Raw genomic sequence first — 26011 nt, forward strand, 5'->3', positions numbered from 1 at the left:
CGTCTCGACACGAAACGCCGCGTAACCGATCAGGCCAGCGGCTGGCCGTCCCGCGTCAGCAGTGCCAGTCCAGCCCCGACTGCGATAGCCAGTAGCGCGCCGATGACCTGCACGAGTCCCACGAGGAGCGTCCGTGACGTTTGCCACGGCAGTCCCACGAGCGCGCCCAACCCCACGAGCACCAGAAACGCACCCATGACCAACCCCAGTACCTCTAGTCTGTCAGCGAACAGTGTCCCGTCCATACCGTCTCTCTCTGTCGTCTCGGTGGTAAATCGTGCGGTTCGAACGGACTGGGGTCGCCGACCGTTCGATTCTCCCACTGGCGTTGTCACTGCTCACTACTGTTCGCGGGACAACGGGCCGGGAGGGAGTTGAACCGGAGCCAGACGTGCTCAAGACTGCTGTGCGCGACTGACTGGGTTCAACTCCCTCCGTAGCCGCTCCGCTCTTCACGTCCGTTCGTCACAGGAGCGGGCCGGGAGGGAGTTGAACCCCCGACCATCTGGTATCTTCCGAAACCACCCAAACCCGGCGTGCGGTTTCGTTAAAAGCCAGACGCTCTGCCTAACTGAGCTACCGGCCCTCGTAATCCAGTCGGGCGGTCGAGTGGTAAACAGTTACGATTCAGGAATCGAGGTACTCCGCGAGGGCGTCGGCGACGAGCGCGCCGGGTGCCACATCCTCGAGGGAGGCCCGACGACGGAGTTCACAGTACTCCTCGCGGGGCAGGTCGAGGCTCATGTGGCCGAGCGTGATGCCCTCGTCGGCGAGGGCACGCTCCACGTCGGCACCGTCGTTGACGGTACTGGCGACCGATCGGACCTGCCGGACGGTCATGTCGTGGTCGAGGACGGCCCACGCGAGTAGGAGGCGCGCCTCGCCGCTGACACGGGCGATGTGTTTGGCCGCCGTCGGTGCGACTTCTCCCATTGCGACGTGTTTGCGGATGGCTCGCGGGAGGTCGTGGACGCGGGACCACTTGCGGATGAAGGCGATGGTCGCCTCACCACCGGCGCGCTCGGCGGCGGCCTTGTACGACCCTTCGCCACGGACCAGCGCGGCACAGGCCGCGGCACCGCGGAGTACGTACACGTTGTCGGCGGCTCCGGCGGTGTTCTGTGAGAACTGCGCGACTGTCTCGGCGGCCCGGGCGAGGCTCTCGGGGTCCTCGGGGTCGAACGCGACCGCACGCTCGGCGTGTTCGCCAGTGAGTCGCGGGTCGCCACGCACGACCGGGTGCCCCACAGGCGACTCACGGTCGGTCGGCGGACCCTCTGTGGGCCGGTCAGTCATCACTCGTGGCTATGGAAGCCAACGGACAAAAGCGTCCCGTAGTCGCGGGCTCAGTCGTCGGCGTCAGCCTGCCGACGCTCGCTCGTGTGTTCCCACACTTCGGCACAGCCACAGCCGTCGTCGATGTCGTCGAGGTGGTCAGTCGAGACTTCCGGTTCCTCTTCGGGGTCTGATTCCTCTGTCATCGGTATCCCCGCTCCCGTGGCAACTCGTACAGTTCGGGTGCAACGTCGGCGGAGGTGTGCTGCCGAACACCTCGCGCCACACCGTCGGTCTCTCTCATCGGTTCTCTATACGAACCCCGACACAATAAGGGCTCTTTCAGGCGTAAACCATACCCGTACTCCCACATACCGGCAAAACGTGTGCCCTATCTCTGACGGCCACCGCCGGTCGACCCTCGGCGTGGAATCGCCATTCTCGTGGGCTGTCGCGCCAGTCTCGTGGTGTATCCCGAACACTGACCGGAAACGAACGACTCACATGCCCGGACGGCGTAGCACGGACGAATGACGACGGACGTTCACCAGTTAGACGACGGGGCGTGGATAAGCGTCAACGACTCTCGGGAAGTGAACGTCAGCGACCTGTGGCGCGTCGCCCGCCACGAGTTCTGTCCCTGCGACCTCGCGGACTTCCTCGCCGAGGGCGTCGTCGAAGTCGGCGTCGACCCGCCGGACATCGCCGCCCGCTTCGCCGGCCAGTGTATCCAGTGTGGCGAGAGTGGCGTAACCGACTGGCTCACCGTCGGCCGCGTCATCAACCCCGAGGACGGCGAATTCTACTCCGTCGTCCCCGAGAGCGTTCACGTGCCCCGGAAGCGGACGCGGCTGGCGACGCCCGAGTAGCGGCAACAAGTTCTGGTATCCTGCAGAGGTGGGCAGGCTTGTCGGAGGTGATGGTAGTATATGTGTGACCCGCTAGAGAGTCGATATGCCGAGCAAGGTCGAGAACTGGAAATCGGAGGTGTACGGGAACGAAATCCGCGAGCACCTCATGCGCTTCGCCGAGGAGGGGTGGGACGCTATCCCCGACGACGAACACGACGCGTGGTTCGAGCGGTTCAAGTGGTGGGGCCTGTACCACCAGCGGTCCGGCCAAGAGAGCTACTTCATGATGCGTATCGGGACGCCCAACGGCGTCCTCGAACCGGGCCAACTGGAAGTCGTCGGCGAGGTGGCAAAGGAGTACGCCACCGGTCCCGCCGAGAACCCCGAGTTCGGCGGCGCGTACTGTGACTGGACGACCCGCCAGTCGATTCAACTCCACTGGATAAAACTGGAGGACGTGCCGGACATCTTCGAGAAACTGGAGGAACACGGTCTCTCGACCCAGCAAGCCTGTGGTGACTCGTGGCGCAACATCGTCGGCTGTCCCGTCGCCGGGAAGGACGAACACGAACACATCGACGCGTGGCCCGTCGCCGAGGAACTCCACGAGACGTTCAAGGGCAACGACGACTACGCCAACCTCCCCCGGAAGTGGAAGGTCAGCGTCACCGGCTGTGACCAGGGCTGTGGGCAGGGCGACATCAACGACCTCGCCTTCGAACCCGCCGAGAAGGACGGCGAACTCGGCTTCAACGTCCGGGTCGGCGGCGGCCTCTCCCGGAAGGAGGCCCGCTTCGCCCGCGACATCGACGTGTGGGTGCCCCCGGAGCAGGCCAGCGACGTGGCCGCCGGGATGTCCGCGCTGTTCCGCGAGTACGGTGACCGCGAGGACCGCTTCAACGCCCGCATCAAGTTCCTCGTGGACGAGTGGGGTCCCGAGAAGATGCGCCGCGTCCTGCAGGAGGAGTTCGTCGACTTCGAACTCCCGACCGCTGGCGAGGACATGCGCGAGGACTACACTTACAACGCCGGCCGCACCGACGAACACGGCGACCACGTCGGCGTCCACGAGCAACCCGACGGCAACTACTACGTCGGCCTCGACGTCCTCGTCGGCCGGATGGGTGCCGACGACACGCTGGAACTTGCCAACCTCGCCGACGAGTACGGCTCCGGCGAGGTCCGCCTGACTCAACGCCAGAACATCATCGTCACGGACGTGCCCGAGGAGAACCTCGACGCGTTCCTCGACGAACCCCTACTCGAAGACTACTCGCCGGACCCGCACCCGTTCATGCGTGGCTCTATCGCCTGTACGGGCACGGAGTTCTGTTCGCTCTCCATCACCGAGACCAAGAACCGACAGGTCCGCTACGCCCGTTGGCTGAAGGACAACGTCGAGTTGCCCGCCGGCGTCGAGGACTTCCACATCCACCTCTCGGGCTGTACCGCCTCGTGTGCCCAGCCCCAGATTGCGGACATCTCCCTGCGGGGGATGAAGACCCGCAAGGACGGCGACCCAGTCGAGGCGTTCGACATCGGCCTCGGCGGTGGCCTCGGGGAGAACCCCCGATTCGCCGACTGGGTGGAGATGCGCGTCGCCGCCGACGAGGTACCCGGCTACATCGAGAACCTGCTCGCGGCCTTCGAGGACGAACGCGCGGACGGGCAGTCGTTCCGGGAGTTCGTCGCGGCCCGCGACGAGGAGGAGTTACAGGCCCTCGCCGACCCCGAGGAGACCAGCTACGAGGACCCGTACATGCACAACACGAAGATGACGTGGTACCCCTACGCCGACGAGGACGACATGGGTGCCTCGCCCGCGCCGACGGACGGAGCCGGCGAACCGATTCCGTCCGACGACTGACGGCCACGCTTCACTGCGGCGGATTTCCTCGCTCGCGCTGCTTACGCGGATGTCAGTGTTCGGTACGGAGAAACGAGATACCACGGCAGTCAGAAACAACAGTCGTCTCTCGGTTGCCTCGGTCGAGTGGGGCTTCGATATTACCGGTGACCGCTTCCAGTAGGTCAGTGACAGTCACCAGTCCAATGACCACGCTGTCTTCGATGACGAGTGCCATCTCTCGTCGTTCTGTCTGGAACTGCTCGATCGCATCTGAAAATTCCACAGTTCGACCGGTTGTCGGGGGTGGCGTAACCGCTACTTTCGACTCAAGACGCCACCCACCGAAGTACTGTCATACAAGCACCGAGGCCGAAAAAGAGGATTACAAACGACTGCAAGGAGAGGAAATCGGTTACGCCGACCAACTCGGTGATTCCGAGCCCGAGAACCCCTACCAACAGCAGACCGGCCACTTGGCTGATTTTTCGCTCGAGCGTCTTCCCCATACCAACCTGTACAGGCAAACACCGCAAAACGGCACCGATATGTTACCACGTGTAGCGGCCAGAGCGTATCCGACACGGAGGATGGCCCGCCAGGGCTATTGCACCGTTTCACAGAGGGAAGCATACGCGCTCTGTTGACCAGTTCAGCCCCTCTTGGACATGCCGAGAGCTAGCGCGAGACACGCTGTCCATCTCGGACGCCCGTTTCGACGGTTACAGACACTGACGAAATCAGAGTGCAAGGTTCGACGGTGCTATGCGACGCTCAGAGTTTCTCACAGTGAATCAGTGCACGTCTTACTATACCGGCCCGCTGCATAGACAGATGCATGTCTCCGCAGGTTGAACCGCGCAGAGTCAGAGAATCCCCGGCTCTCAGCGATAGGATTCACACAGAAGAGAACACTTCACAGCGGAACAACCTGCCACGGCCCGCACTAGCTTCTGTACTAAAATTCGTCGCGCTGCTCATTACCTATGTTACTGCTCTCACTGTCCTCGGCATTTGTCGGGCCGGTCGTCGATTCTTGTCCCGTATCGCGCCGTAACCGGTTGCACATGTCTCTCTCGAACGATAGAAAAAGGTGGGTTGTAAGGGCCATCCGCCCCAACCGTGGTGTATGGTCGACCGAATCATGACGGTCAACGCGTACACAACCTTCGACCTGCTCGACGGCCGCGTCGAGGGCCACGGCTTCGAGGAGGACGCGATGGCCGTCCTCAACGTCTCGGCACCGCGCAAGGACCCCGACCACGTCACACTCCAGTTGGAGATGGACAACACGCAACTCTCGGCGGTGACGCCCCACGCCGACGAGGTGACGCTCTCGGCGGCACAGGCACGCGAACTCGCCGCGGAGTTGGAGGAGTACGCCCAGCAGGTCGAGGACGCACAGGAGTAGCACCGCCGGCATCGGCTGTGTTTCTGACACGGAAACTCGGCACGACGTTTTATTGGACGCGTCGGCGAACTGCCCGACGGACGCACTGCCGTCCGGTCTCACTATGGAATTCGAGTTCACTCACCGACCGTCGTACACGCATTTAGTCGTCGAACTCGCCGCCGGCGAGACGATTCTGGCCGAACCCGGGGCGATGGTCAGCCACTCTCCGTCCGTCTCGATTGCGACCACGTCCAGTCGCGACGGCCTGTTGAGTTCCGCGAAGTCGATGCTCGGCGGCGAGTCGATGTTCGCGAACGAGTTCACCGCCGAGGGCGAACCCGGCACCGTGACGCTCTCGCCGCCGACGCCCGGCGACGTCCAGCACCACGAACTCGCCGACGAGACGCTCTACGCCGTCGACGGCGCGTTCCTCGCGTCGGACCCGGCCATCGACATCGACGCCGAGTTCGGCGGCCTGAAGTCGATGCTTGCGGGTGCGAGCATCACGCCGCTGGCACTGAAGGGGCGCGGCAGCGTCTTCGTCGAGGCGTTCGGCGGTATCGAGCGTGTCGAACTCGACCACGGCGAATCCTACGTCGTCGACAACGAACACGTCGTCGCGTGGGAGGGCGGCGTCGAGTTCGACGCGCGTCGCGTCGGCGGACTCAAGTCGACCCTCCTCAGCGGTGAGGGCCTCGTGATGGAGTTCACTGGCCCCGGAACGGTGTGGTACCAGACCCGCGGACTCGACACGTTCGCGGAGACGATAGCCGACGTGATTCCCGGCTCGGGTGACGGCGACGGTGACGTGGACGTGGAGTTCTGACCGCTCGCACCCGAGTACCCAACTAGCACGGGAGACGGTATATGTGGCTTGGAACCGTATCTCACAGCCATGCCTCCGGGAAACCCGGCGTCGCGCGAACTCGGGTTCTGCCCCTGCTGTGGCTACCGGACCCTCCCGGCGGACCAACCGGGGTCCTACGAGGTCTGTCCGGTCTGTGACTGGATAGACGACCCGGTCCAGTTCCACAACACGGGGTACGTCAGCGACACCAACCACGTGTCGCTGTCCGATGCCCGGCGGAACTTCGAGCGACACGGTGCCTGCGTCCCCGCCGCCGCCGAGGACACCCGACACCCCCGCCACGACGAGGTTCGCGACCCGAACTGGCCGTACGAGGACGCCGACGGGTAGCCCGCTCCCGCCGAAATCCACACGAGAGACCTGACCGTCTGAGGTCCGTGCCGGGCCCGACCCGACGTTCGGCTTCGCCGGTGGCTTTCTGTAGCTGGCCGCTCTACGTCAGTCCATGACAGACGGGACGTGGACGGCCGACGACGTACCCAATCTCGACGGTCGGACTGTCGTAGTGACCGGCGCGAACAGCGGCCTCGGTCTCGCGGGCGCGCGCGTCCTCGCCCGGCACGGCGCGGCCGTCGTGCTGGCCTGCCGGAGCGTCGACCGGGGGGCGGCCGCGGCCGAGGACATCAGGCGGTCGGTCCCGGACGCCACGCTCGACGTGCGGGAACTCGACCTCGGTGACGGTGCCTCCATCGCGGCCTTCGCCGAGGGGTTCACCGACGAGTACGACGAGTTGCACGTCCTCTGTAACAACGCGGGCGTGATGGCCCTGCCGTACGGCGAGACGGCCGACGGGTTCGAGCGGCAGATGGGCGTCAACCACCTCGGTCACTTCGCGCTGACCGGCCACCTGCTCGACGTGCTGTGTGCCACGCCGGGTGAGAGCCGCGTCGTCACCCAGTCCAGTGGCCTCCACGAGCGCGGCGCGTTCCCGGACCTGACCGACGAGGATGCCGCGTCCTTGCTCCACGCGGAGGCCGCGTACGACAAGTGGGACGCCTACGGACGGAGCAAGCTCGCGAACCTCCTCTTTGCCTTCGAGTTGGACCGGCGACTCGCGGCGGCGGGCGAGGACGAGGTGGTCAGCCTCGGCTGTCACCCCGGCTACGCCGACACGGGCCTCCAGCGACGCGGCCCCGAACAGGCCGGGTCGACGCTCCGGTTGCTGATGATGAAGGTGGCCAACGCCGTCGTCGCACAGGACGCCGAGACGGGCACGCTCCCGATGTGCTACGCCGCGACAGCCGACGGCATCGAGGGCGGCGAGTACGTCGGTCCCGGCGGGTTCATGCAGATGCGGGGCTACCCGGAGCGACAGACGCCGAGCAGTCGTGCCCGTGACGAGGAACTGGCCCGCCGCGTCTGGACCGCCTCCGAGGAACTGACCGGCGTTTCCTTCGACCTCCGGCCGACGACGACGGCCGACTGAGCGGCCGCCCCGTATCGGACTGTGACAGCCCCCTCCGCCCGGCGGTCGGCATCTCACAGCCCCCGGAACGATATATGTGAGCCGACCGTACTCAGTTGCCATGGCGACTGTCACAATCGTCGGCGGCGGCCCCGCCGGACTGAGCGCGGCACTGTTCACTGCTAAGAACGGCCTCGAAACGACCGTCTTCGACACCGACGGGACGTGGATGCACAAGGCACACCTGTTCAACTACCCCGGTATCGGGTCGGTCGACGGCAGCGCGTACATGGCGACGCTCAGACAGCAGGCCGACGACTTCGGCGTCGAACGTCACCAGGGCACCGAGGTCACCGGCGTCGACGGTGACGGCGACGGCTTCACCGTCGCGACCGAGGACGACGACTACGACGCCGACTACGTCGTCCTCGCGACCGGTGCCAACCGTGACCTCGCCGAGAGTCTCGGCTGTGACCACACCGACGAGGGAACCGTCGACGTCGGCGTTTCCATGGAGACGAGCGTCGCAGACGCCTACGCCACCGGCGCGATGGTCCGCGCCGAGGAGTGGCAGGCAGTCATCTCCGCGGGCGACGGTGCCGCCGCTGCCCTCAACATACTCACGAAGGAAAAGGGGGAACACTTCCACGACTTCGACACGCCAGCGACGGCGGACGAGGTGTTCGGCGGGTTGGTCGAGGACGAGTGACGGGCCGGCGGACGCGGCGCGTCCGGCCGCTCACGCCGTGAGTGTCCGGCGCAACTCGCCGGCGTCGACGCGGTACTTGAACTTCGGCGTCCCGTCCACGAACACGTACGGAACGCGCTCGCCGTACTCCTCGCGCAGGCCCGCCTCGTCCACGTCGACGACGTCGACGGACACGTCGGCGTCGAGTTCGTCGGCGACGCTCCGCACGGTGTCGAGTGCCTCCGCACAGAGGTGGCAGTTCTCCCGGGAGTAGACGGTGACCGTCGGCACGGCCGACACTCGGGCCGCTGGCGGCATTAATCTCGCGTTCACAACCGGCCGTTCAGCACCTTCGCCGCGACGAGAATCGGGTCCCACACTGGGCTGAACGGCGGCGCGTACGCGAGGTCGGTCCGCTCCAACTCCCCGACCGTCATGTCGGCTTCGAGGGCCGTCGCCACGGTGTCGATGCGGACGGCCGCCCGGTCGGTGCCGGCGATGGTCCCGCCGAGGAGCTTTCCGGTGCCTTCGTCGGCAACGAGTGTCACCGTCGTCTCGGCCGCACCGGGGTAGTAACCCGACCGCGAGCGCGTCTCGATGGTCTCGCTCACTGGCTCGAACCCGGCGTCGCTGGCTTCCTCGGGGAGCAGTCCCGACCGCCCACACTCCATCTCGAAGGTCTTGACGACGGCCGTGCCGGCGATGTGGCCGACCGGTTCCGGGTCGCCCGCGACGGTCTGGCCGATGGCTCGCCCCGCCCGGTTGGCCGTGAGGCCGAGCGGCACCCACGCCTGCTCGCCGCTGACGGTGTGGGTGTCCTCGGCGCAGTCGCCGGCGGCGTAGACGCCCTCGACGTTCGTCCGGCCGTACTCGTCGACGGCCACCGCACCGGACTCGCCGAGTTCGACGCCGGTCCCCGAGAGCAACTCGGTGTTCGGCCGGATGCCGACGCCGACGATGGCGAGGCCCACATCGAGTTCCGACCCGTCGTAACACTCCAGACTCTCGACACGGCCCTCCTCGTCCCCGCGCAGACGAGCCACTTCCTCGTTCAGGTGGAGCGTCACGCCCTGTTCGCGGAGGTGGTCCTCGACTACCTCGGCGACGGCCTCGCCGAACGGCCCGAGGACGTGTGCCGACCGCTGGAAGACGTGGACGTCGAGTCCCCAGTCGGCGAGGGCTTCGGCCATCTCGACGCCGACGTACCCGCCGCCGACGATGGCCGCCGTCTCCGGCGGGGTCATCGCGCCGTATCGCTCGACGCGCTCGCGGTCCACGAACGCCTCGCCGCCCACGTCGGCGAGCGCGTCCACGTCGGGGTCGAGCAGGTACGCCCGGATGGCCGCCGCGTCGTCGAGGCCGTGGACCGGGAACGTGCCGCCGAGGTCGGCCCCCTCGATGGGGGCGGTGACGGCACGTCCACCGGTCGCCACGAGCAGGTCGCCGTACGGCTGTTCGAAGGTGCCGTCGGGTCCGTCGACGGTGACGGTTTGTGCGTCGGTATCGACGCCGGTCACCTCGTGACCTCGTCGGAGGTCGATGTCACGCTCGGCGACGTCTTCGGGCGTCAGCGACAGGAGGTCTGCCAGCGTGTCGACCTCCCCCTTGACGAAGTACGGTTCGCCACAGTGCGCGTAGGACACCCACTGACCCTTCTCGAAGACCACGACGTCGCGGTCCGGGTCTTCGCGTTTGCACTTGCTTGCGGCACTCAACCCGGCGGCGTCGCCGCCGACGACCACGAAGGGGGCACTCATGTCCACACCGTCGCCGCCCTCCCATGTAGTTCCTCTGTGAGTTCCGGGTAACCACACCGCGCCCGAGCGGCCCGCACCACGGAACATCGTAATAGGCAACAGTCCGTCGGCCGAAGCGTCACGTAGACGCCACGCCGCTCATGACTTCCCCGAGCCCAGTCACCATCGCCTACGAGTACGAGCGGCCGCGGTTCGAGTACACCGTCAGCGTCGACGGTGACCGGCGGACGGTCGAGGCGAACTACTGTGCCCGCCGCGACGGCCAACTGGCGTTCGTGGAGGTCACCGACATCGCCGCGACCGGTGGGAGCGTGGGAGTGCAACGAACCGTCGTCTTCGAGTGTCCGGCCGACGCCGCGGAGATAGTGACGACGGAACGGGTCTGTACCGACGTCTGGGACGTCCAAATCATCAGGTCGCCGTCCTTGCTCGAACGCCTGCTCCCGTGGCGGTGGCCCCCGGACACCGACCAGTCACCGTTCCACGATATCGCCGACGGCGAGCAGTTGGTCCACCCCGACGCCGACGACCTCTCTTCGTACGCGGGTGAAGTCCTCCACAGTCTCGACGCGGCCCCCGCGAACGGCACGCAGTGAGACGGCCGCCGCTCCGGCAGACAAAAAACACTTGCTCCCCGCGACATACGAGCCAACGAGAACTGCAACTGGATGGTTGACCCGCCTGAACGCGGCCATTCGCGCCGGTTCCGCCCACTGTCACGTCGCCGGTTCCTTCTCGGGACCGTCCTCGCAGTCGGTACTGTTGCTTCGCTCGTCAGCAACAGCACGGACGCGGTGCTACGTGACGACGGAACCGCCACTGCGAGCGTCGAAGCAGGCCGTGTGACCGTCGAGATTACGAATATCAAGTACGACCAAGGAAACCAAGGGCCGAACGGCGAGTACGTCGACTTCCAGAACACCGGCGGCTACCCTGCCGACATGACGAACTGGTACGTCGAGGACAAGGCCGGCAATCGCTACACGTTCCCGATGTTCACACTGGACCCCGGAGCGACCGTCAGGCTTCGGTCGGGGAACGGCACCGACACGAACACCGAACTGTACTGGGGTGGGGGGGCCATCTGGAACAACAACGGCGATATCGCGTACCTCTACGACGCGAGCGGGACACTCCGCGACCAGTTCCCCGAGTCGACGAACACGACGTCGCTCGCGGTCAAGCGGGTCAAAGCGGACGGCAATGGCTCACTCAATCGGGAGTACGTCGTCTTCGAGAACGACGGCCCGACGGCTCTCGACTTGTCGGGATGGACCATCGAAGACGAAGTCGCAAAGACCTACGCGTTCGACGATGCGAGTGTCGATATTACCGCCGTCGCGCCGGGTGCGACCATCACCCTCCGCACCGGAAGCGGGACCGACAACACGGCGAACAACGGCGACATAGAACTGTACTGGGGCAACGGGACGCCAGTCTGGAACAACTCCGGTGATACAGTCTTCGTCTACGACGACACCGGGACGAATGTCATCGAATACCCGTACTGACGCCGGGTACCGTTCCCCAGTTCCCGAGGCTCCTGACCACGAATCAGCCGCCCACCCGGTCGAACTCGAAGCCGTCGTAGTCCTCTCGGGCGACCCGGTCACAGATTTCGCGGTAGTTGTCGAGGCCGCCCGGGAAGGGCGTGAAGACCTGTGTCTTCCCGGGGACGTTCGCACCGCGATACCACGACTTCGCCTCCGAGAACAGCATGTTATCGGCGAGCATGTTGGTGTTCTGTACCCACTGTGACTCGGAGTCTGCGGTCGCTTCGATGCGGTCGTACCCGTGTTCGTCCATGTGCGCGATGCAGTCGGCTATCCACTCGACGTGTTGCTCGATGGACAGCGGCATGTTCGTCAGCACCGACGGGCTCTGGGGGCCGGTGATGGTGAACAGGTTGGGGAACCCGTGCGTCCCGAGGCCGAGGTACGTCCGCGGCCCCGCCTCCCACTTCTCTTCGAGCGTGCGGCCGTCCCGGCCCTCGATGTCCAGTGCGAGAATCGCGCCGGTCATGGCGTCGAAGCCCGTGGCGAAGACGACGACGTCGAGGTCGTAGTGGTCCGCCGTCGTCTGGATGCCATCGGCGGTCAGCCGCTCGATGGGGGTCTCGTCGACGTCGACGAGGCTCACGTCGTCGCGATTGTAGGTCCCGTAGTAGTCGTTGTAGTCCATCGGCGGCCGCTTCGCGCCGTAGGGGTGGTCGGTCGGCACCAGTTTCTCTGCAGTCTCGGGGTCGTCGACCTTCTCGCGTATCTTCCCGCGGATGAACTCGGCGACGGTCTCGTTCAGGTCGGCGTCCGAGAGAATCGTCCCCGGCTCGAAAGTGTGGAAAAACCGGAAGCCACCCTCCTGCCAGCGCTGCTCCAGCAGTTCCTCGATGTCACCCTCCGAGAGGTCGTACGCGGAGTTTGCCTCGCTGTCGAAGGGCATCCCGAGCCGGGAGTCCCGCGCCCGCTCCCAGATGTCGTCGTAGTTCTCCCGGATGTCCTCGTACTCGTCCTCCGAGAGCGGCCGGTTCCGCGCCGGAACCGCGTAGTTGGGTGTCCGCTGGAAGACGGTGAGGTGACCGGCCCGGCCGCCCATCTCCGAGATGAACTGGATACCCGTCGACCCCGTGCCGATGACGCCGACGTGTTTCTCCGAGAAGTCGGGGTCTTCCTCGGGCCACCGAGCGGTGTGGTACCACTCGCCTTCGAACTCCTCTATCCCCTCGAAGTCCGGGCGGTAGGGCTTGGAGAGACAGCCGACGGCTGTGACGAAAAAGCGTGTCGTCACGCGGTTGCCGTCTGCCGTCTCGACTGTCCACGTCCCCGTTCCCTCGTCGTAGGTGGCCCCCGTCACCTCCGTCTCGAACGCGATGTCCCGGCGCAGGTCCAGTCGGTTGGCCACCCACTGGAGGTACTCCAGTATCTCGGGTTGCTCGGGGTAGCGTTCGCTCCACTCCCACTCCTCGTGGAGGCACTCGTCGAATGAGTAACAGTAGATGTGGCTCTCGCTGTCACAGCGCGCCCCGGGGTAGCGGTTCCAGTACCACGTCCCGCCCACCTCGCCGCCTTTCTCGAAGACGCGAACGTCGAGTCCCTGCTCGCGCAGGCGGTGGAGCATGTACAGCCCCGAAAAGCCCGCCCCGATGACGACGGCGTCGACGTCGGTGTCCGTCTCTCCACCGCCCGTGTCCGTCTCCGTGCTAGACACTAATTCTCACTGTCCAGAGGCTAGGGATGCCCCTCATTAAATCCACTCCACCACACTATCGGCCGTATATGAGTGTGACCGGGCCGAACCGACGGACCCAAACGCGCCCGCCGCCAAGCCGTTCGTCATGGACCTGCGGTTCCTCGGCGGCGCGGGGGAAGTCGGCCGGAGCGCGATTCTCGTCAACGACTCGCTCCTGTTAGACTACGGGATGAAGACCGACACCCCGCCACAGTACCCCGTGGGCTCGGTCGACCCCGAGGCCGTCGTCGTCTCTCACGGGCACCTCGACCACGTGGGGGCGATTCCCACGCTCCTCTCGGGGGACCGCCGCCCGCCGATTCACTGGACGCCACCGACGCGGGAGTTGGCACTGACGCTGGCCCGCGATACCCTCAAGCTACACGGCGGGACGTACGACTGCCCGTTCACCGAGACGGAGGTCAAGCGGGTCACCCAAGTCTCGGAGGCCCACGGTTACCGGGAGACGTTCACCGCGGCGAGCCACGAAATCACCTTCTACAACGCGGGCCACATCCCCGGGAGCGCGCACGTCCTCGTGGACGACGGCGACACGCGACTCCTCTACACTGGCGACTTCCACACGGAGGACCAGCGTCTCGTCTCGGGGACGACTGCCCGCCCCGACGCCGACGTGGTCCTCTGTGAGAGTACCTACAGCGACGTGGAACACAGCGAGCGCGCGAACATCGAGGAGCGGTTCGCCGAGAGCGTCCGGACGACGCTGTGGGAGGGGGGCACCGTCGTCGTCCCCGCCTTCGCCATCGGGCGGACACAGGAGATGCTCCTGATTTGTGCGGCCCACGACATCGACTGCTACGTCGACGGGATGGGAAAACAGGTCACCGAGATGCTCCGCCGCCATTCCGAGTTCGTCCGCGACGCCGACGCGCTCAAGCGGGCCAAATCACACGCTCGCTTCGTCACCGGTCGGGACGGCCAGCGAAAGCGCGTCGCCGACCAGAACACCGCGATAGTCACGACCAGCGGGATGCTCTCGGGCGGCCCCGCGATGACGTACATCCCCGAAATCCGGGACCGCCCGACGAACAAGATAACGATGACGGGCTATCAGGTCGAGGGGACGCCCGGCCGTGAACTGCTGGACACCGGGAGTGCCGAAATCGACGGGCGCGTGATGCCCGTCGCCGCGCAGGTCGAATCGTACGACTTCTCCGCCCACGCCGACCGGACGGGCCTGCTGGCGTTCCTCGACGCCTACCGCGAGACGCCCGTCCTCGTCAACCACGGCGACCGCTGTGGAGCCTTCGCCGAGGAACTCACCGCCGACGGCTACCGGGCGTCGGCCCCGGACCTCGGCGAGACAGTGACGGTGTGAGTTGTCGGCGATAATTCAGTGGGAACGAGACACAAACTAAAAGCGACATCTCACCGTCCGCTGGGGTTATAGTTCTCTGGCTCACAGCATCGGTAGCGGATTGGTCCCCATGGTGCTCGCAGACGCGTTCGCTACCCCGCTCGGGTTGGCCGCGGTAGCCGCCGCCATCCCGCTCGTCGTTCTCTATCTCATCCAGCCGGACCCGCGTCGGATGCAGTTGCCGACGATGCAGTTCCTCACCGACGACCCGGACGAGGGCGGGTCGAACCCGGTTCTCGAACGACTGCGCCGGAACGCGCTCCTGTTGCTCCAGTTGCTCGCCATCGCCCTGCTGGCGGTGGCACTCGCCGGCCCCGCCGTCACGACCACGCAAGCGACGAGTACCCAGCCGACGGTGGTCGTCCTCGACGCCTCGGCCAGCATGGCGACCGAGACGGGCGACGGGACGCGCTTCTCGCGTGCCGTCGCCGCCGCCGAGTCGGAACTGGGGCGGCCGACGACGCTGGTCGTCGCGGGGGCGGTGACACGGGTGCCGGTCGAGGCCGACTCGCCGTCGGCGGTCCGGGACGTCCTCGACGGGGCGAGCGTGACCGACGCGCCGGGTGACCTCCGGGCGGCCATCAGCAGGGCCGCGTCGCTGGCCGGTGACGAGTCGCGGCTGGTCGTCGTCAGCGACTTCGCGGCCGACGGTGACTGGCAGGGGGCCGTCCAGACCGCCCGTGCCGCCGGCCTCGACGTGTCGCTCCGGCAGGTTTCGGGCGGCGGCGACGGGAACGTCGGCATCGTCGACCGGCAGTTCAGCGGGAATCGGGTCACGCTCTCGGTGAAGAACACCGGCGGGACGGCGGCCGACCGGACGCTGACGCTCGGCGACCAGTCCCGGTCGCTGTCGCTCCAACCCGGTGACGTGGCCACCGAGACGCTCACCCTCCCCGCCGACGGCGGCGAGGCACGGCTCTCGCCGGCCGACGACTTCCCGACGGACGACGTCGCGTACGTCGCCACACCGGCCGACAGCACCGTCGACGTGTTGCTCGTGACCAACGGCGACAACCGCAACCTCGAAACCGCGCTGTCGGTCATCGAGACGGTGTCGCTGACCGTCGCCCGCCCGCCGGCCGCCGTCGACGACCCGAGCGACTACGACGTCGTCGTCTTCGCCGACGTGGACGGGGACCGACTGCTGCGTTCGACCGTCTCTGTGGCCCGTGACGTGGCCGCCGACGGCGGGGGCGTGGCGATTCAGGCACAGGCGGACGTGGGGTCGGTCGGCTACGGCGACCTGCTGCCCCTCCGGTCGGAGGGCGTGCGCGATACCGCGGGTGTCGGCGACGCCGCGCCCCATCCGCTGACTCGCTCGTTCGAGTTCCCGCGACCAGACCGGCACTTGACCGCGAACTTCACGGAGGGGACGACGCTCGTTTCGACGGCCGACGGGTCCCCGCTCCTCGCGGCGGCCGACCGGCGGGCCGGGCGCGTCCTCTACTACGGATACCTGCCCGACCAGACGGCCTTCCGATACAGCTACCGATACCCCGTCTTCTGGAAGCGCGCCACGAACTGGCTCGCCGAACGGCCGTCGCTGTCCGAATTGAACCGGCGGACCGGCACGACGCTCCAGTTCGCGGAGCGAACGACCGTCGAGACGCCGACCGGGTCGCGGACGGCCGCGACCGTCCGCCTCGACACCGCCGGCGTCTACACCGCGAGCGAGCGGCGTGCGAGCGCGAGTCTGCTCTCAGCCGCCGAGTCGAACGTGACCGCGCCCGACGCCGACGTGGCCGGCAGTGCGGGCAACGGGACAGCGGCCAGCGACCCGGTCCGGCAGGACCTGACGCCGTTCGCCGTCCTCGCCGTGCTGCTGGTCGTCGTCGGCGAACTCGGCTACCTCCGCTACCGGGGTGACATCTGATGGCGGTCGAGACGACCGTGGCCGGTGTGCAGGTCGGACTCGCCCGCCCGCTCCTCTTGATCGCGGTGCCGGTCGTCGTCGCCCTCCTCGGCGTCCTCCTGTTGCGAGGCCGCGACGGGACCACCTTCGACCGCCGGACGCGCACGCTCGTGTTCGCCGCTCGGGTGGTGGTCGTCGCCTTGCTGGTCGTGGGTGCGGCCGGGCCGTACACCGCCGACACACGCCAGACCACGGGTGACCCGTCGGTGACGATGCTCGCCGACCGCTCGGCCAGTACGTCGGTGACGGGCAACATCTCCGGTGACCTCGCGGCGGCCATCGAGGACCGCGGGGTCGACGTGTCGACCCGTGTCGTCGCGGACGGCGACCGCTCCCCGGTCGGCGACGGTATCGCCAACTCGCTCGAAACCAACGGGAGCGTCCTCGTCGTCTCGGACGGACAGGTCACCGACGGTCGTTCGCTCCCGGCGGCCGCGAGCATCGCCCGGCAGGTCAACGCCACCATCGACGCGGTGAACCTGACCGCGACGGCGACCGAACGGGCGGTGTCGGTCGCGGGCCCGGCGAAGACGTCGACCGGCGTCCGCAACAGCTTCCTCGTCTCGCTCGACGGTGTCCGCCTCAACGACCCGGTGACCGTCACGGTTAGCGTCGACGGCGAGACAGTCGCGGAGCGGGAGGTTACCGGCGGGGGGTTCGAAGTAGCCGAGACGTTCGCGACGACCGGGAGCCACCGCGTGACCGCCCGCATCGAGAGTGACGACCGCTTCGACCGCAACGACGTGGCCCGCAAGACGGTCCGCGTCGTCGAACCGTCGCAGATTCTGTACGTCGCCCGCGGCGACTACCCCCTCGAAGAGTTCCTCGGGCAGGTGTACGACGTGGACCGCGCCCGCTCCATCCCCGAAGATGTCTCCGACTACTACGCCGTCGTCGTGCAGGACGTTGCGGCCGACGACCTCGGGAACGTCGCATCGCTCCAGCGCGCCGTCATCGACGGGACGGGACTCGTGACCGTCGGGGGCCGGAACTCCTTCGAGGCCGGCGACTACCGGGAGTCCCTGCTGGCAGACATGCTCCCCGTCAGCATCGGCGAGGGCGGCCGAACCGCACGGGTCGCGCTCGCGGTGGACATCTCCGGGAGTACCCGGGGAACGCTGTCGGTCCAGCAGGCCCTCGCGCTCGACGCACTCGACCAACTGGGCGACGAGAACCGCGTCGGCCTCGTCGCGTTCAACGAACAACCCTATGCCATCGCGGGGCTGTCGCTACTCGGCAACAACCGCGAGGCACTGGCGACCCAGATACGACGGCTACAGAGCAGCGGCGGCACCGACGTCGCCGCGGGCATCGACGGGGCCGCCGAGATGCTCGGCGAGGGCGGCGGGACGGTCATCCTCATCAGCGACGGCCGCGACGACGGTGGCGCGCCGGCGACGGCGGCCCGTGTCGCCGAGGACGGGGTCCGGGTCATCACCGTCGGCGTCGGTGGCATCGTCGACGACGAGTACCTCCGTCGCACCGCGAACGCCGGCGGCGGCACGTACCTCTCTGCCGACGAGACGAACCGCCTCCGCATCCGCTTCGGCGGGGAGTCCCGCGAGTACGAGGGTACCGGCCTCACCGTCGTCGACGACGACCACTTCGTCACGAGCGGCGTCCAATTCGAGTCCAACCCCGGCCAGAGCAACGCCGTCGCCGTCGAGGAGCGCGCCGACTTCCTCGTCGCCGGCCCGTCGGGCGCGCCCGCCATCACCGCGTGGCGGTACGGTCTCGGGCGGACCGTCGCCATCACCGCCTACGGCCCCGACGGCACGCTCGACGGCCTGCTCTCCCGGCCCGACTCTCTCGGCGTGACGAAGGCGGTCAACTGGGCCATCGGCGACCCCGAACGCCTCGAAACCGGCGTCACCAGCGTCGACGGTGCGCGCGTCGGCTCGCCGACAACAGTTACCTACGAGGGCGAGGAACGGCCGAGTGCCGACGGCGTCCGGTTCTCCCGAGTCGGGCCACGGGAGTACCGCGCGACGTTCGTCCCCGAGTCGCCGGGGTACGAGTCGGTCCTCGGAGCCGAGTACGCCGTGAACTACCCGGCCGAGTACGCCGATTTCGGCATCGCGCCGGCACTCCGAGACGCCGTCGACCGGACCGGCGGCCGGGTGTACGAACCCGCACAGGCGGCGACCATCGCACGGGAGGTGCGCCAGCGCGCGACTCAGGTTCGGACGGTGCGGACCGACTGGACGTGGCTCGCACTCCTCGTCGCACTCCTCGCCTACGTGGCCGAAACAAGTGCCCGCAGACTGACACGCATCAGAACATGACGCTCATCGGAACCAGACTCAACGTCGTCCTCGTCGCGCTCGTCGGCCTCAGCGTCGTCGGAACCGCCGGTGCGACGGTGTACTACCAGCAGTCCGTCGAGGACACGAGAGGACAGACCGACCAACTCCGACAGGAGAACGCAGCTCTGGAGAACCGAACCGAACAGTTACGGTCCGAACTGAACCGGACCAGAGACCGCCTCGAATCCCTGAACCGGTCGCTCCAGACACGACAGACCGACCTGCAGGACCTCCTGTCGCGGCTGGAACGGACCGAGCGGCAACTGGCCGACACCCGCGAGGAACTCAACGGGACTCGCACCCGATTGGACCGTTCGCGGGCCGAGGCCAACCGGCTGGAGGAGGAAAACCAGAACCTCCGGTACAACATCTCGCAACTCGAAGACGAGAACGTCCGCCTCGAAAACCGTGTCGACGAACTGGACGACCGTATCGAGGAACTGAACGACAGAATCACCCAGCGGGACAACCGCATCGACGAACTGGAAAACGACGTGCGTTACTTCTGTAACCGCGTCAACCGCACCCGCGTCGACGTTTCGGGACGGTGTCCGCCGTGACCGACACGGAGACCATCCGGCAGGCGGTCCGCGAGATACGCCACGAGGGGTACAAGGCGGCGTTCGTCCACAGCCTCGTCGACGCTGTGGTCGTCGCGCTGGCGGTCAACCTCGTCGCCGGTCCCGTTCTCGGCCTCACCGTCCCCGGTCCGTGGCCCGCCGACGGCGTGCTGGCGGTGGCGGGCCTCGTCGGTCTCCTCGCGTTCGCCGCCGAGTTCGGACTGCGTGCCCGCCAGTACACCGTCGAGCGGTTCGAGGCCGAGAACCCGGTCGTCGCGGACGCCCTGCGGACGGCCCGCGACGCGACGACGGCCGACTCCGACTCCGTGATGGCCCGGCGGCTGTACGCGGACGTGACCGACCGCCTCGGCGACACGTCGGCGACCGGCTTCGTGAACGCCCGCCTGCTGGCCGCGAGCGTCCTCGCGGTGCTCGTGTTGAGCGGGGCGACCCTCGGCGTCGCGTCCGTCGGTGTCGACATCTCGCTCGACGGGTCCGGGAACGACGCGACCAACGGCCCCACCACCGGCACGACGAGTTCCTCGAACAACACCGACGGCGGTGGCGGTCAGCCGTCACAGACGCGACTGCAGGACGGCGGGTCGGTACTCGGTGACCCGAAAGACATCGACAGCGGCACGGAGGATATCTTGGCGAACGTCTCCACGTCCGGCGGCGGCGAGTCGGGCGAGGACACGACCCAGTACGAAAACAGCGGGCTCTCCGCGGACGACACGTCCGTCAGCGCGCAGGAGGCGGGTTTCGACGACTCGGAGACAGTCGAGGACGCGGACCTGGTTCGCGAGTACAACGTACGACTCAACGAGGACGATTCAGATGACTGAGGACGACACGACCGACGAGGTGGACCGACTGCAGGACAGACTCGAACAGGCCCGGACGGAGGTGCAACGCCGCCTCGTCGGGCAGGAGCGAGTGTTAGACCAGATTCTCGCCAGCCTGTTGGCCGACGGGAACGCGCTGCTCGAATCGACGCCCGGCCTCGGCAAGACGATGCTCGTCCGCACGCTGGCGGAGGTGACGGACATGTCCTTCTCCCGCATCCAGAACACGCCCGACCTGATGCCGAGCGACATCACCGGGACCGAGATAATCCAAGACACCCGCGAGGGCCGTGAGTTCACCTTCGAACCTGGCCCGGTGTTCGCCAACGTCGTGCTGGCCGACGAAATCAACCGCGCGACGCCGAAGACCCAAGCCGCGCTTCTGGAGGCGATGCAGGAGCGACAGGTCACCGCTGGCGGGGAGACGCGCGAACTCCCGGACCCGTTTTTCGTGCTGGCGACACAGAACCCGATAGAACAGGAGGGGAGTTTGCACCCTGCTGAATCCGTGTACATGGACGGTCAGCTGTGGACGGCATCAGAGGCCCTTGAGCACGCAAAGACGGAGGGGGAACTCGTCCACGACTCGGGGTCGACGAAACTGTACGATGTCGACGCGACGACACAGGCTCTGACGCCGGACGGTGAGATGACTGAAACCGAGTGTCTGGTGTACGAGACGGAGTACGAGGGCGAAATATACACCTTCGAGACGAAAACGGGGCGGACCATCGAGGTGTCCGGAAACCACCCGTTCCTCGTCAACTGTGCTGGAGTAATTCGATGGAAGAAAGCCAGCGAACTGGAATCCGACGACGCGCTCGTGACGCCGGCAGAACTGTCACTTCCGACACGGCAACTCGGCGGGCACGAGACGGCACTGACACAACTCGAATCGAACGGGTACACGGTGGTTCGACGGGACGAACTGCGCCGAGCGAAAGCACGACTCGATGCCGGCGAACCGCTCGACGTGGGTACTCTCGACGCGCTCCGAATCGCAGCCGACCTCTCGAAAAAGGACCTCGCCGAACGCGCCGATGTCAGTTACGACCGGGTCTGTAACTTCTTCCAAGGCGTCGACAACGGTATCGACTCACAGTTGGCCGACACGCTCCAAACGCTCGCTATCGAGGTCGGCGACTACGTCGAGGCGTTCACGCGCCACCGCATCGACGACCGACTCTCCGGCGCGGATGCAGGGTTCTTCGTCGGGTTCGTGCTGGCGGAGGGGCATCTCACCGACAAGTCCCTCGACATCACGCAAAAAAACCTCTCCGAGGCGTTCGATAGATGGGTCGCCATTGCGGAGGACATCGGTCTGGATGTTACAGTCGAGTCACATCCAACCGGTCGCGTCGCACGTATCGACTCAAAGCCCTTCGTCGACTACCTCGACGAGCGGTTCCACCTGCAGGAGCCGGAGCGACTCCTCACTGCTCCCGAAGATTTCAGACGCGCGTTCTTGGAGATATTCCTCCTCACTGAGTCTCACTACGATACCGAGCGACGGCGAATTACGTTCGTTCAGAAAGACCGCGAAACAACGAACTTGATTGCGCATCTGCTACTCGGGGAAGGCATCGTTCCGTGGGTGTACGAACGCGACGACCGATACGAACTCAGGATTCAGGGCGAGGACACCGAACGCTACGTTGAGAGATTCGAGTGGCGCGGCGAAGTACCGGACGTCACCGAATTCGAGTCTGCACATCGGACGATACCGCTGTCAGCGGACGATACATCCCGTCTCGTGTCGGTGCTCGGGATGAAATACGACGGTGCTCTGTCGGAGCGACCGTGGTACAACTCCCACGCTGCGGTCTCCGACCGCGGCAGGATGGCCGTCTCACACTTCGACACGTTCCTCAGGGATGTCGAATCGACCCTCGAAGAGCGGAAATTGAGAAGTGTTCGCCGAACCGCCGAGAACGACATTCAGTCCACTGCGAGAGCCTGCGGCCTGTCGATGACTGATATTGTCGACGAAACATCGCTCACGAAACATCGTGTCTGGCAGGCGTACCAGTCCGAAGCGCAACCACGGGAGGCAACCGAGTACGTCGTAGAGGAATACACGTCCCGAATCGAGGAAGCGGAGGCTCTGACCGAGTACTACCGGAACCTAGCTGATGGTGAGGTATTCTTCGACCGCATCACGTCCATCGACTCTAGACCGTACGACGGACCCGTTATCGGCCTCTCCGTTCCCGAGCACCACAACTACGTCGCTGGACTCGGCGGCTGTGGAATCAGTCACAACACCTACCCGCTGCCGGAAGCTCAGACCGACCGCTTCCTGACCAAAATCCTCGTGGACTACCCCGGCCGGGACGCAGAGCGGGAAATCGTGGACCGATACACCGGGCGACTCGACGCCGACATCCCCGTCGAGCAGACGCTCTCGCGGACGGACCTCGTAGCCGCACAGGAGTACGTCAGGCAGGTCCCCATCGCCGACGACCTGACCGACCGCGCCGTCGACCTCGTGCGGGCGACACGTGAGGCCGACCGCCTCGAATACGGTGCCAGTCCGCGGGCGAGTATGGGGCTGGTCGTCCTCGCGAAGGCACGCGCGTTCATGCACGGGCGCAACCACGTCGAGAGCGAGGACATCGAGGCGATGGCACCGCCGGTGCTTCGTCACCGCGTCGTCGTCGACTTTCAGGCCGAACGCGACGGCGTCACGCCGGACGAGATTATCCGCGACTTGCTATGATAGACCCGGCCTTCCTCGACGAGTTGGCGCGGTTCGACGCCTCGCTCCAGCGGCGCGTCGAGTCACGCCTGCAGGGCCAACAACAGTCGACCGCTGTCGGGGAGGGGCTGACGTTCAGCGACCACCGCCGGTACTCGCCGGGGGACGACACGCGCCGCATCGACTGGCGGGTGTACGCCCGCACCGAGGAACTGTACGTCAAACAGTACGAGGCAGAGCGGAACCTGACGGTCCACGTCCTCGTGGACGCCAGCGCGTCGATGGACTATCCGGACCGTGACGACCCGGCACACAAGTTCGAGTACGCCGCCAAACTCGGGTTGGGGTTCGCGGTGCTGGCCGCCGCCGACCACAACGACTTCCGGGTGTCGCTGGTCGGCGATACCTTCGAGCGAATCGACCGTGACCGCTCGACGTTCGGGGAGGTCCGCCGCCTGCTGGACACGTTCAACGAGACGACGCCCTCGGGCGAGGCCGACCTCGCTCGCGCCTGTGAGGACTACGCCTCGACTATCGACTCGAAATCGCTCGTCTTCGTGGCCAGCGACTGTCTCGACGACCCCGGCGCGATAGAGGCCGGTATCCGCGCGCTCTCGAAAAACGACGTGACGCTCGCACAGGTTCTCTCGCCCGCGGAACGGGACCCGCCGGTGCAGGGCGACACGATTTTTAGCGACCCCGAACGCGAGCGAGAGCGCCGCACGTACTTCGGGAACCGCGTCCGTCGGCAGTACCGTGACCGCCTCACCGGCCACCGCGACGCGGTGGAGGCCGCCGCCGACCGGACCGGGACGCGCTACGTCGGTGTCGACACCGGGACCGACTTCTTCGATGCTTTCGCCGCGGCGTGGGTCGAATGACTCACTCCTCGCCAACGTCCCCGTAGGCTTGGGCGTAGCCGCCGTCCACCTCGTCGGCCCGGCCGTCCTCGCGCGCCCGGAGGTTCTGCCGGGTGAACTGTGGGGTCGCGCTGACACCCGACCGCGTTCGTCCGAGCCAGACGACGCCGAGGACGGACAGGCCCGCGCCGCCGCCCGCGAGGAGGGCCGCCGTCGACTCGCCCGCGAGCGCGAGAACCAGCGCGGCGAACACGAAGCCGACGAAGCCCAAGCCACAGACGACGAGGCCGGCCACGTCGTCGAACAGGCCGCCGTCGTCGGTCAGGTCGGCTCGGACTGTGAGGTCGCCGCGGTTCGTCCGGTCGAGGACGCGCTCCAGTGTCGGGCCGCTGGTGACCAGTCCACGGGCGAGTGCTTCGAGTTCGTCGCCCGCCCTGTCGAGCAGTTCTCGGACGCCCTGCTCGGCGTACCCCTCCTCGCGCACGTAGTCCGTGACGAGGGCGATGAGGTCGAAATCTGGGTCGAGCGTCCGCGAGACTCCCTCCAAGACCGTCGTGACGCGGACGATAAGCGCGAGTTCCTGTGGCAGTCGGAGCGGGAACTCGTACAGTTCCGCCTGGAAGTCGGCGACGAGTTGCTGGACGCGGTACTGGTCGACGTCCTGTCCGCGGAAACTCTCCAACACGATTTCGAACATCTCGCGCAGGAGCCGTCGGTCGGCGGTGGGGTCTAACGCCCCCATCGCCACGAACGAGTCGATGACGCCGTCGATGTCGTCGCGAGCGATGGCGACGTAGAAGTCGAAAATCTGCTCCTGCAGTCGGGGACCGATTCGGCCGGTGATGCCGAAGTCGTAGAACACGATGGTCCCGTCGTCCTGCACCGCGAGGTTGCCGGGGTGGGGGTCGGCGTGGAAGCGGCCGTCCTCCAGTATCATCTGGACGTAGGCCTCTTCCAGACGGACGACGAGTTCCTCGCGGTCGATGCCCTTCGCGTTGAGGGTGTGGATATCGGTTATCTTCGTCCCCTCGACGTACTCCATCGTGAGCACACGGTCCCCGCAGGCTTTCTCGATGGCGCGGGGAATCCGAATCCAGTCGTCGTCGGCGAAGTTGGCGCGTATCGTTTCGAGCATCCGCGCCTCGTGGCGGTAGTCCATCTCCTCGCGGATGGTCGCGGCGAACTCGTCGGCGACGTTCTCCAGGGTGAACGCCTGCCCGGGTTCGGCCCCGCGAATCAACAGGGGGACCACCGCCTCGATGACGCGCAGGTCGGCGGCGACGCGGGCGCGGATGTTCGGGCGGAGCACCTTCACCGCGACGCGTTCGCCGTCGAGCGTGGCGGTGTAGACCTGTCCGAGACTCGCGCCGCTTATCGGCTCCGTGTCGAACTCCTCGAACGTCTCCTCAATGGGGCCGAGTTCTGTCTCGATAACCGGTTTCACCTCTGCCCAGTCGGCCGGCGGCACACGGTCCTGTAACTCCTGTAAGACGGCGATGTACGGGCCGGGGAGAACGTCCGGGCGGGTCGAGAGAATCTGGCCCACCTTGATGAACGTCGGTCCCAGCGCGACCAAGACGTTCAGCAGTCGTCGCGCCCGCTCGACCTGTTGCTCGCCGGTCACCTGTCGGCCACTGCCGAACAGGAGGAAGCGGCGGCGGTCACGGGCGTACGTGAGCGCGAGCGGCAGGAACCGGTAGGAGACGACCAGCAGTCGCCAGAGGACGCGCGTTCGGAACCACGTCACGTCCTCGGGGCGGGTGTGGGCATCGGACTCGGTCGTCGCGGGCGCGCTCGCCATCGACCCGTCGTACGGCCCCGAGCGTCAAGGCGGTGGCGGTCCGGGTCAGTCCTGTACAACGTCGGGCCGTACGCGGAACCGGTTGTAGCCGCCCTCGGCGAGTTCGAGGGACCCGAGCCACCAGTTCCACCGCTCGACCAGCGAGTAGTCGTCGGGCGCGTCGTCGAGGTGGCCGACGATGTCTTTGGCTGTCAGTTCGCCGCCCAGCAACTCCTCGGCGGTTCCGGCGTCGACGAGGTCGCGGGCTTGCCGAGCGATGGTCCGACAGGCCCGTTCGCTCCCCCCGAACGATTCGGCCAGTTCGCGTTCCAACACTGCTCTGTCCACACCGGCACTGGGAAAC

At 66.6% G+C, this 26011-nt stretch carries 24 protein-coding genes, 1 tRNA gene and 3 pseudogenes; 17 read left to right on the forward strand and 11 right to left on the reverse strand.

Going from position 1 to position 26011, the window contains the following annotated elements; genetic code table 11:
- Positions 1 to 29 precede the first annotated feature (29 nt).
- From MUG95_RS08870 to MUG95_RS16880, 4 genes are all read right to left on the reverse strand, one after another.
- Positions 30 to 245 (reverse strand): DUF8123 family protein, encoded by a 216-nt coding sequence (locus MUG95_RS08870; protein ID WP_247005773.1) that lies wholly within the window; start codon positions 243 to 245, stop codon positions 30 to 32.
- A 229-nt stretch (positions 246 to 474) separates the two neighbouring features.
- Positions 475 to 586, reverse strand: a tRNA-Lys gene (locus MUG95_RS08875).
- Positions 587 to 627: 41 nt separating this feature from the next.
- A complete protein-coding gene (locus MUG95_RS08880) occupies positions 628 to 1296 on the reverse strand; it encodes a DUF7119 family protein (protein ID WP_247005775.1) in 669 nt (222 codons plus the stop codon).
- A gap of 50 nt (positions 1297 to 1346) precedes the next feature.
- Positions 1347 to 1481: a DUF8595 family protein gene (locus tag MUG95_RS16880; protein ID WP_256463849.1), complete on the reverse strand. Its 135-nt coding sequence runs from the start codon at positions 1479 to 1481 to the stop codon at positions 1347 to 1349.
- Between the two features lie 324 nt (positions 1482 to 1805).
- On the opposite strand from MUG95_RS16880, the gene MUG95_RS08885 reads away from it, so the two are divergent.
- Positions 1806 to 2144 carry a DUF8134 family protein gene (locus tag MUG95_RS08885; protein WP_247005777.1) on the forward strand — a complete coding sequence of 113 codons (339 nt, stop codon included), beginning with the start codon at positions 1806 to 1808 and terminating at the stop codon, positions 2142 to 2144.
- Positions 2145 to 2229: 85 nt separating this feature from the next.
- Positions 2230 to 3993 carry a nitrite/sulfite reductase gene (locus MUG95_RS08890; RefSeq protein ID WP_247005780.1) on the forward strand — a complete coding sequence of 588 codons (1764 nt, stop codon included), beginning with the start codon at positions 2230 to 2232 and terminating at the stop codon, positions 3991 to 3993.
- A 52-nt stretch (positions 3994 to 4045) separates the two neighbouring features.
- On the opposite strand, the pseudogene MUG95_RS08895 reads toward MUG95_RS08890, so the two are convergent.
- Both MUG95_RS08895 and MUG95_RS08900 read right to left on the reverse strand, forming a co-directional pair.
- Positions 4046 to 4282 (reverse strand): annotated as a pseudogene (locus MUG95_RS08895) (hypothetical protein); the annotation flags it as partial.
- A gap of 19 nt (positions 4283 to 4301) precedes the next feature.
- The gene (locus MUG95_RS08900) at positions 4302 to 4481 is read right to left on the reverse strand and encodes a hypothetical protein (RefSeq protein ID WP_247005782.1); all 180 of its coding nucleotides are present in this window, start codon (positions 4479 to 4481) and stop codon (positions 4302 to 4304) included.
- A gap of 620 nt (positions 4482 to 5101) precedes the next feature.
- Between MUG95_RS08900 and MUG95_RS08905 the strand changes: the two genes are divergently transcribed.
- The 5 genes from MUG95_RS08905 (at position 5102) to MUG95_RS08925 (ending at position 8347) form a co-directional block, all read left to right on the forward strand.
- Complete coding sequence (locus MUG95_RS08905; RefSeq protein ID WP_247005783.1) at positions 5102 to 5383, forward strand: DUF6360 family protein; 282 nt, start codon at positions 5102 to 5104, stop codon at positions 5381 to 5383.
- A 103-nt stretch (positions 5384 to 5486) separates the two neighbouring features.
- Positions 5487 to 6191, forward strand: a complete 705-nt coding sequence (locus MUG95_RS08910; protein WP_247005785.1) for a TIGR00266 family protein — start codon at positions 5487 to 5489, stop codon at positions 6189 to 6191.
- A 69-nt stretch (positions 6192 to 6260) separates the two neighbouring features.
- On the forward strand, positions 6261 to 6563 hold the full coding sequence (locus MUG95_RS08915) for a CPCC family cysteine-rich protein (protein ID WP_247005787.1): 303 nt from the start codon (positions 6261 to 6263) through the stop codon (positions 6561 to 6563).
- Positions 6564 to 6678: 115 nt separating this feature from the next.
- Complete coding sequence (locus MUG95_RS08920; RefSeq protein ID WP_247005789.1) at positions 6679 to 7659, forward strand: oxidoreductase; 981 nt, start codon at positions 6679 to 6681, stop codon at positions 7657 to 7659.
- A 100-nt stretch (positions 7660 to 7759) separates the two neighbouring features.
- The gene (locus MUG95_RS08925; RefSeq protein WP_247005790.1) at positions 7760 to 8347 is read left to right on the forward strand and encodes an FAD-dependent oxidoreductase; all 588 of its coding nucleotides are present in this window, start codon (positions 7760 to 7762) and stop codon (positions 8345 to 8347) included.
- Positions 8348 to 8377: 30 nt separating this feature from the next.
- Here MUG95_RS08925 and MUG95_RS08930 read toward each other — a convergent pair whose 3' ends face one another.
- Complete coding sequence (locus MUG95_RS08930) at positions 8378 to 8626, reverse strand: glutaredoxin family protein (RefSeq protein WP_247010470.1); 249 nt, start codon at positions 8624 to 8626, stop codon at positions 8378 to 8380.
- A 29-nt stretch (positions 8627 to 8655) separates the two neighbouring features.
- Positions 8656 to 10083: an FAD-dependent oxidoreductase gene (locus tag MUG95_RS08935; protein WP_247005792.1), complete on the reverse strand. Its 1428-nt coding sequence runs from the start codon at positions 10081 to 10083 to the stop codon at positions 8656 to 8658.
- A 140-nt stretch (positions 10084 to 10223) separates the two neighbouring features.
- Between MUG95_RS08935 and MUG95_RS08940 the strand changes: the two genes are divergently transcribed.
- Together MUG95_RS08940 and MUG95_RS08945 are read left to right on the forward strand one after the other, a co-directional pair.
- On the forward strand, positions 10224 to 10679 hold the full coding sequence (locus tag MUG95_RS08940) for a hypothetical protein (RefSeq protein ID WP_247005793.1): 456 nt from the start codon (positions 10224 to 10226) through the stop codon (positions 10677 to 10679).
- 72 nt (positions 10680 to 10751) lie between these two features.
- The gene (locus MUG95_RS08945) at positions 10752 to 11594 is read left to right on the forward strand and encodes a lamin tail domain-containing protein (protein WP_247005794.1); all 843 of its coding nucleotides are present in this window, start codon (positions 10752 to 10754) and stop codon (positions 11592 to 11594) included.
- A 43-nt stretch (positions 11595 to 11637) separates the two neighbouring features.
- Here the strand turns inward: MUG95_RS08945 and MUG95_RS08950 are convergent, their stop codons facing one another.
- Entirely contained in the window at positions 11638 to 13287 is a 1650-nt protein-coding gene (locus tag MUG95_RS08950; protein WP_247005795.1) for a flavin-containing monooxygenase, read from the reverse strand.
- A 127-nt stretch (positions 13288 to 13414) separates the two neighbouring features.
- Here MUG95_RS08950 and MUG95_RS08955 point away from each other — a divergent pair, with 127 nt between their 5' ends.
- The 8 genes and pseudogenes from MUG95_RS08955 (at position 13415) to MUG95_RS08990 (ending at position 23888) form a co-directional block, all read left to right on the forward strand.
- The gene (locus MUG95_RS08955) at positions 13415 to 14647 is read left to right on the forward strand and encodes an MBL fold metallo-hydrolase (protein ID WP_247005796.1); all 1233 of its coding nucleotides are present in this window, start codon (positions 13415 to 13417) and stop codon (positions 14645 to 14647) included.
- A 109-nt stretch (positions 14648 to 14756) separates the two neighbouring features.
- Positions 14757 to 16559: a DUF7408 domain-containing protein gene (locus tag MUG95_RS08960; protein ID WP_247005797.1), complete on the forward strand. Its 1803-nt coding sequence runs from the start codon at positions 14757 to 14759 to the stop codon at positions 16557 to 16559.
- On the forward strand, positions 16559 to 18883 hold the full coding sequence (locus tag MUG95_RS08965; protein WP_247005798.1) for a vWA domain-containing protein: 2325 nt from the start codon (positions 16559 to 16561) through the stop codon (positions 18881 to 18883). Before MUG95_RS08960 ends, MUG95_RS08965 begins: the two co-directional genes overlap by 1 nt.
- On the forward strand, positions 18880 to 19464 hold the full coding sequence (locus MUG95_RS08970) for a hypothetical protein (RefSeq protein ID WP_247005799.1): 585 nt from the start codon (positions 18880 to 18882) through the stop codon (positions 19462 to 19464). The genes MUG95_RS08965 and MUG95_RS08970 overlap by 4 nt, the downstream gene beginning before the upstream one ends.
- Positions 19461 to 20309 (forward strand): DUF7502 family protein, encoded by an 849-nt coding sequence (locus MUG95_RS08975; RefSeq protein ID WP_247005801.1) that lies wholly within the window; start codon positions 19461 to 19463, stop codon positions 20307 to 20309. The genes MUG95_RS08970 and MUG95_RS08975 overlap by 4 nt, the downstream gene beginning before the upstream one ends.
- Positions 20302 to 22560 (forward strand): annotated as a pseudogene (locus MUG95_RS16885) (AAA family ATPase); the annotation flags it as partial. The gene MUG95_RS08975 and the pseudogene MUG95_RS16885, both read left to right, overlap by 8 nt.
- A gap of 12 nt (positions 22561 to 22572) precedes the next feature.
- A pseudogene (locus MUG95_RS17045) lies at positions 22573 to 23028 on the forward strand (AAA family ATPase); the annotation flags it as partial.
- Complete coding sequence (locus MUG95_RS08990; protein ID WP_247005803.1) at positions 23025 to 23888, forward strand: DUF58 domain-containing protein; 864 nt, start codon at positions 23025 to 23027, stop codon at positions 23886 to 23888. The pseudogene MUG95_RS17045 and the gene MUG95_RS08990, both read left to right, overlap by 4 nt.
- 1 nt (position 23889) lies before the next feature.
- On the opposite strand, the gene MUG95_RS08995 is transcribed toward MUG95_RS08990, so the two are convergent.
- Together MUG95_RS08995 and MUG95_RS09000 are read right to left on the reverse strand one after the other, a co-directional pair.
- Positions 23890 to 25668, reverse strand: coding sequence for an ABC1 kinase family protein (locus MUG95_RS08995; RefSeq protein ID WP_247005806.1), 1779 nt, complete (start codon positions 25666 to 25668; stop codon positions 23890 to 23892).
- Positions 25669 to 25713: 45 nt separating this feature from the next.
- On the reverse strand, positions 25714 to 25995 hold the full coding sequence (locus MUG95_RS09000; RefSeq protein WP_247005808.1) for a WNWW family protein: 282 nt from the start codon (positions 25993 to 25995) through the stop codon (positions 25714 to 25716).
- Between the last annotated feature and the right edge of the window lie 16 nt (positions 25996 to 26011).

The organism is Halorientalis litorea (assembly GCF_023028225.1).
Taxonomy (GTDB): domain Archaea; phylum Halobacteriota; class Halobacteria; order Halobacteriales; family Haloarculaceae; genus Halorientalis; species Halorientalis litorea.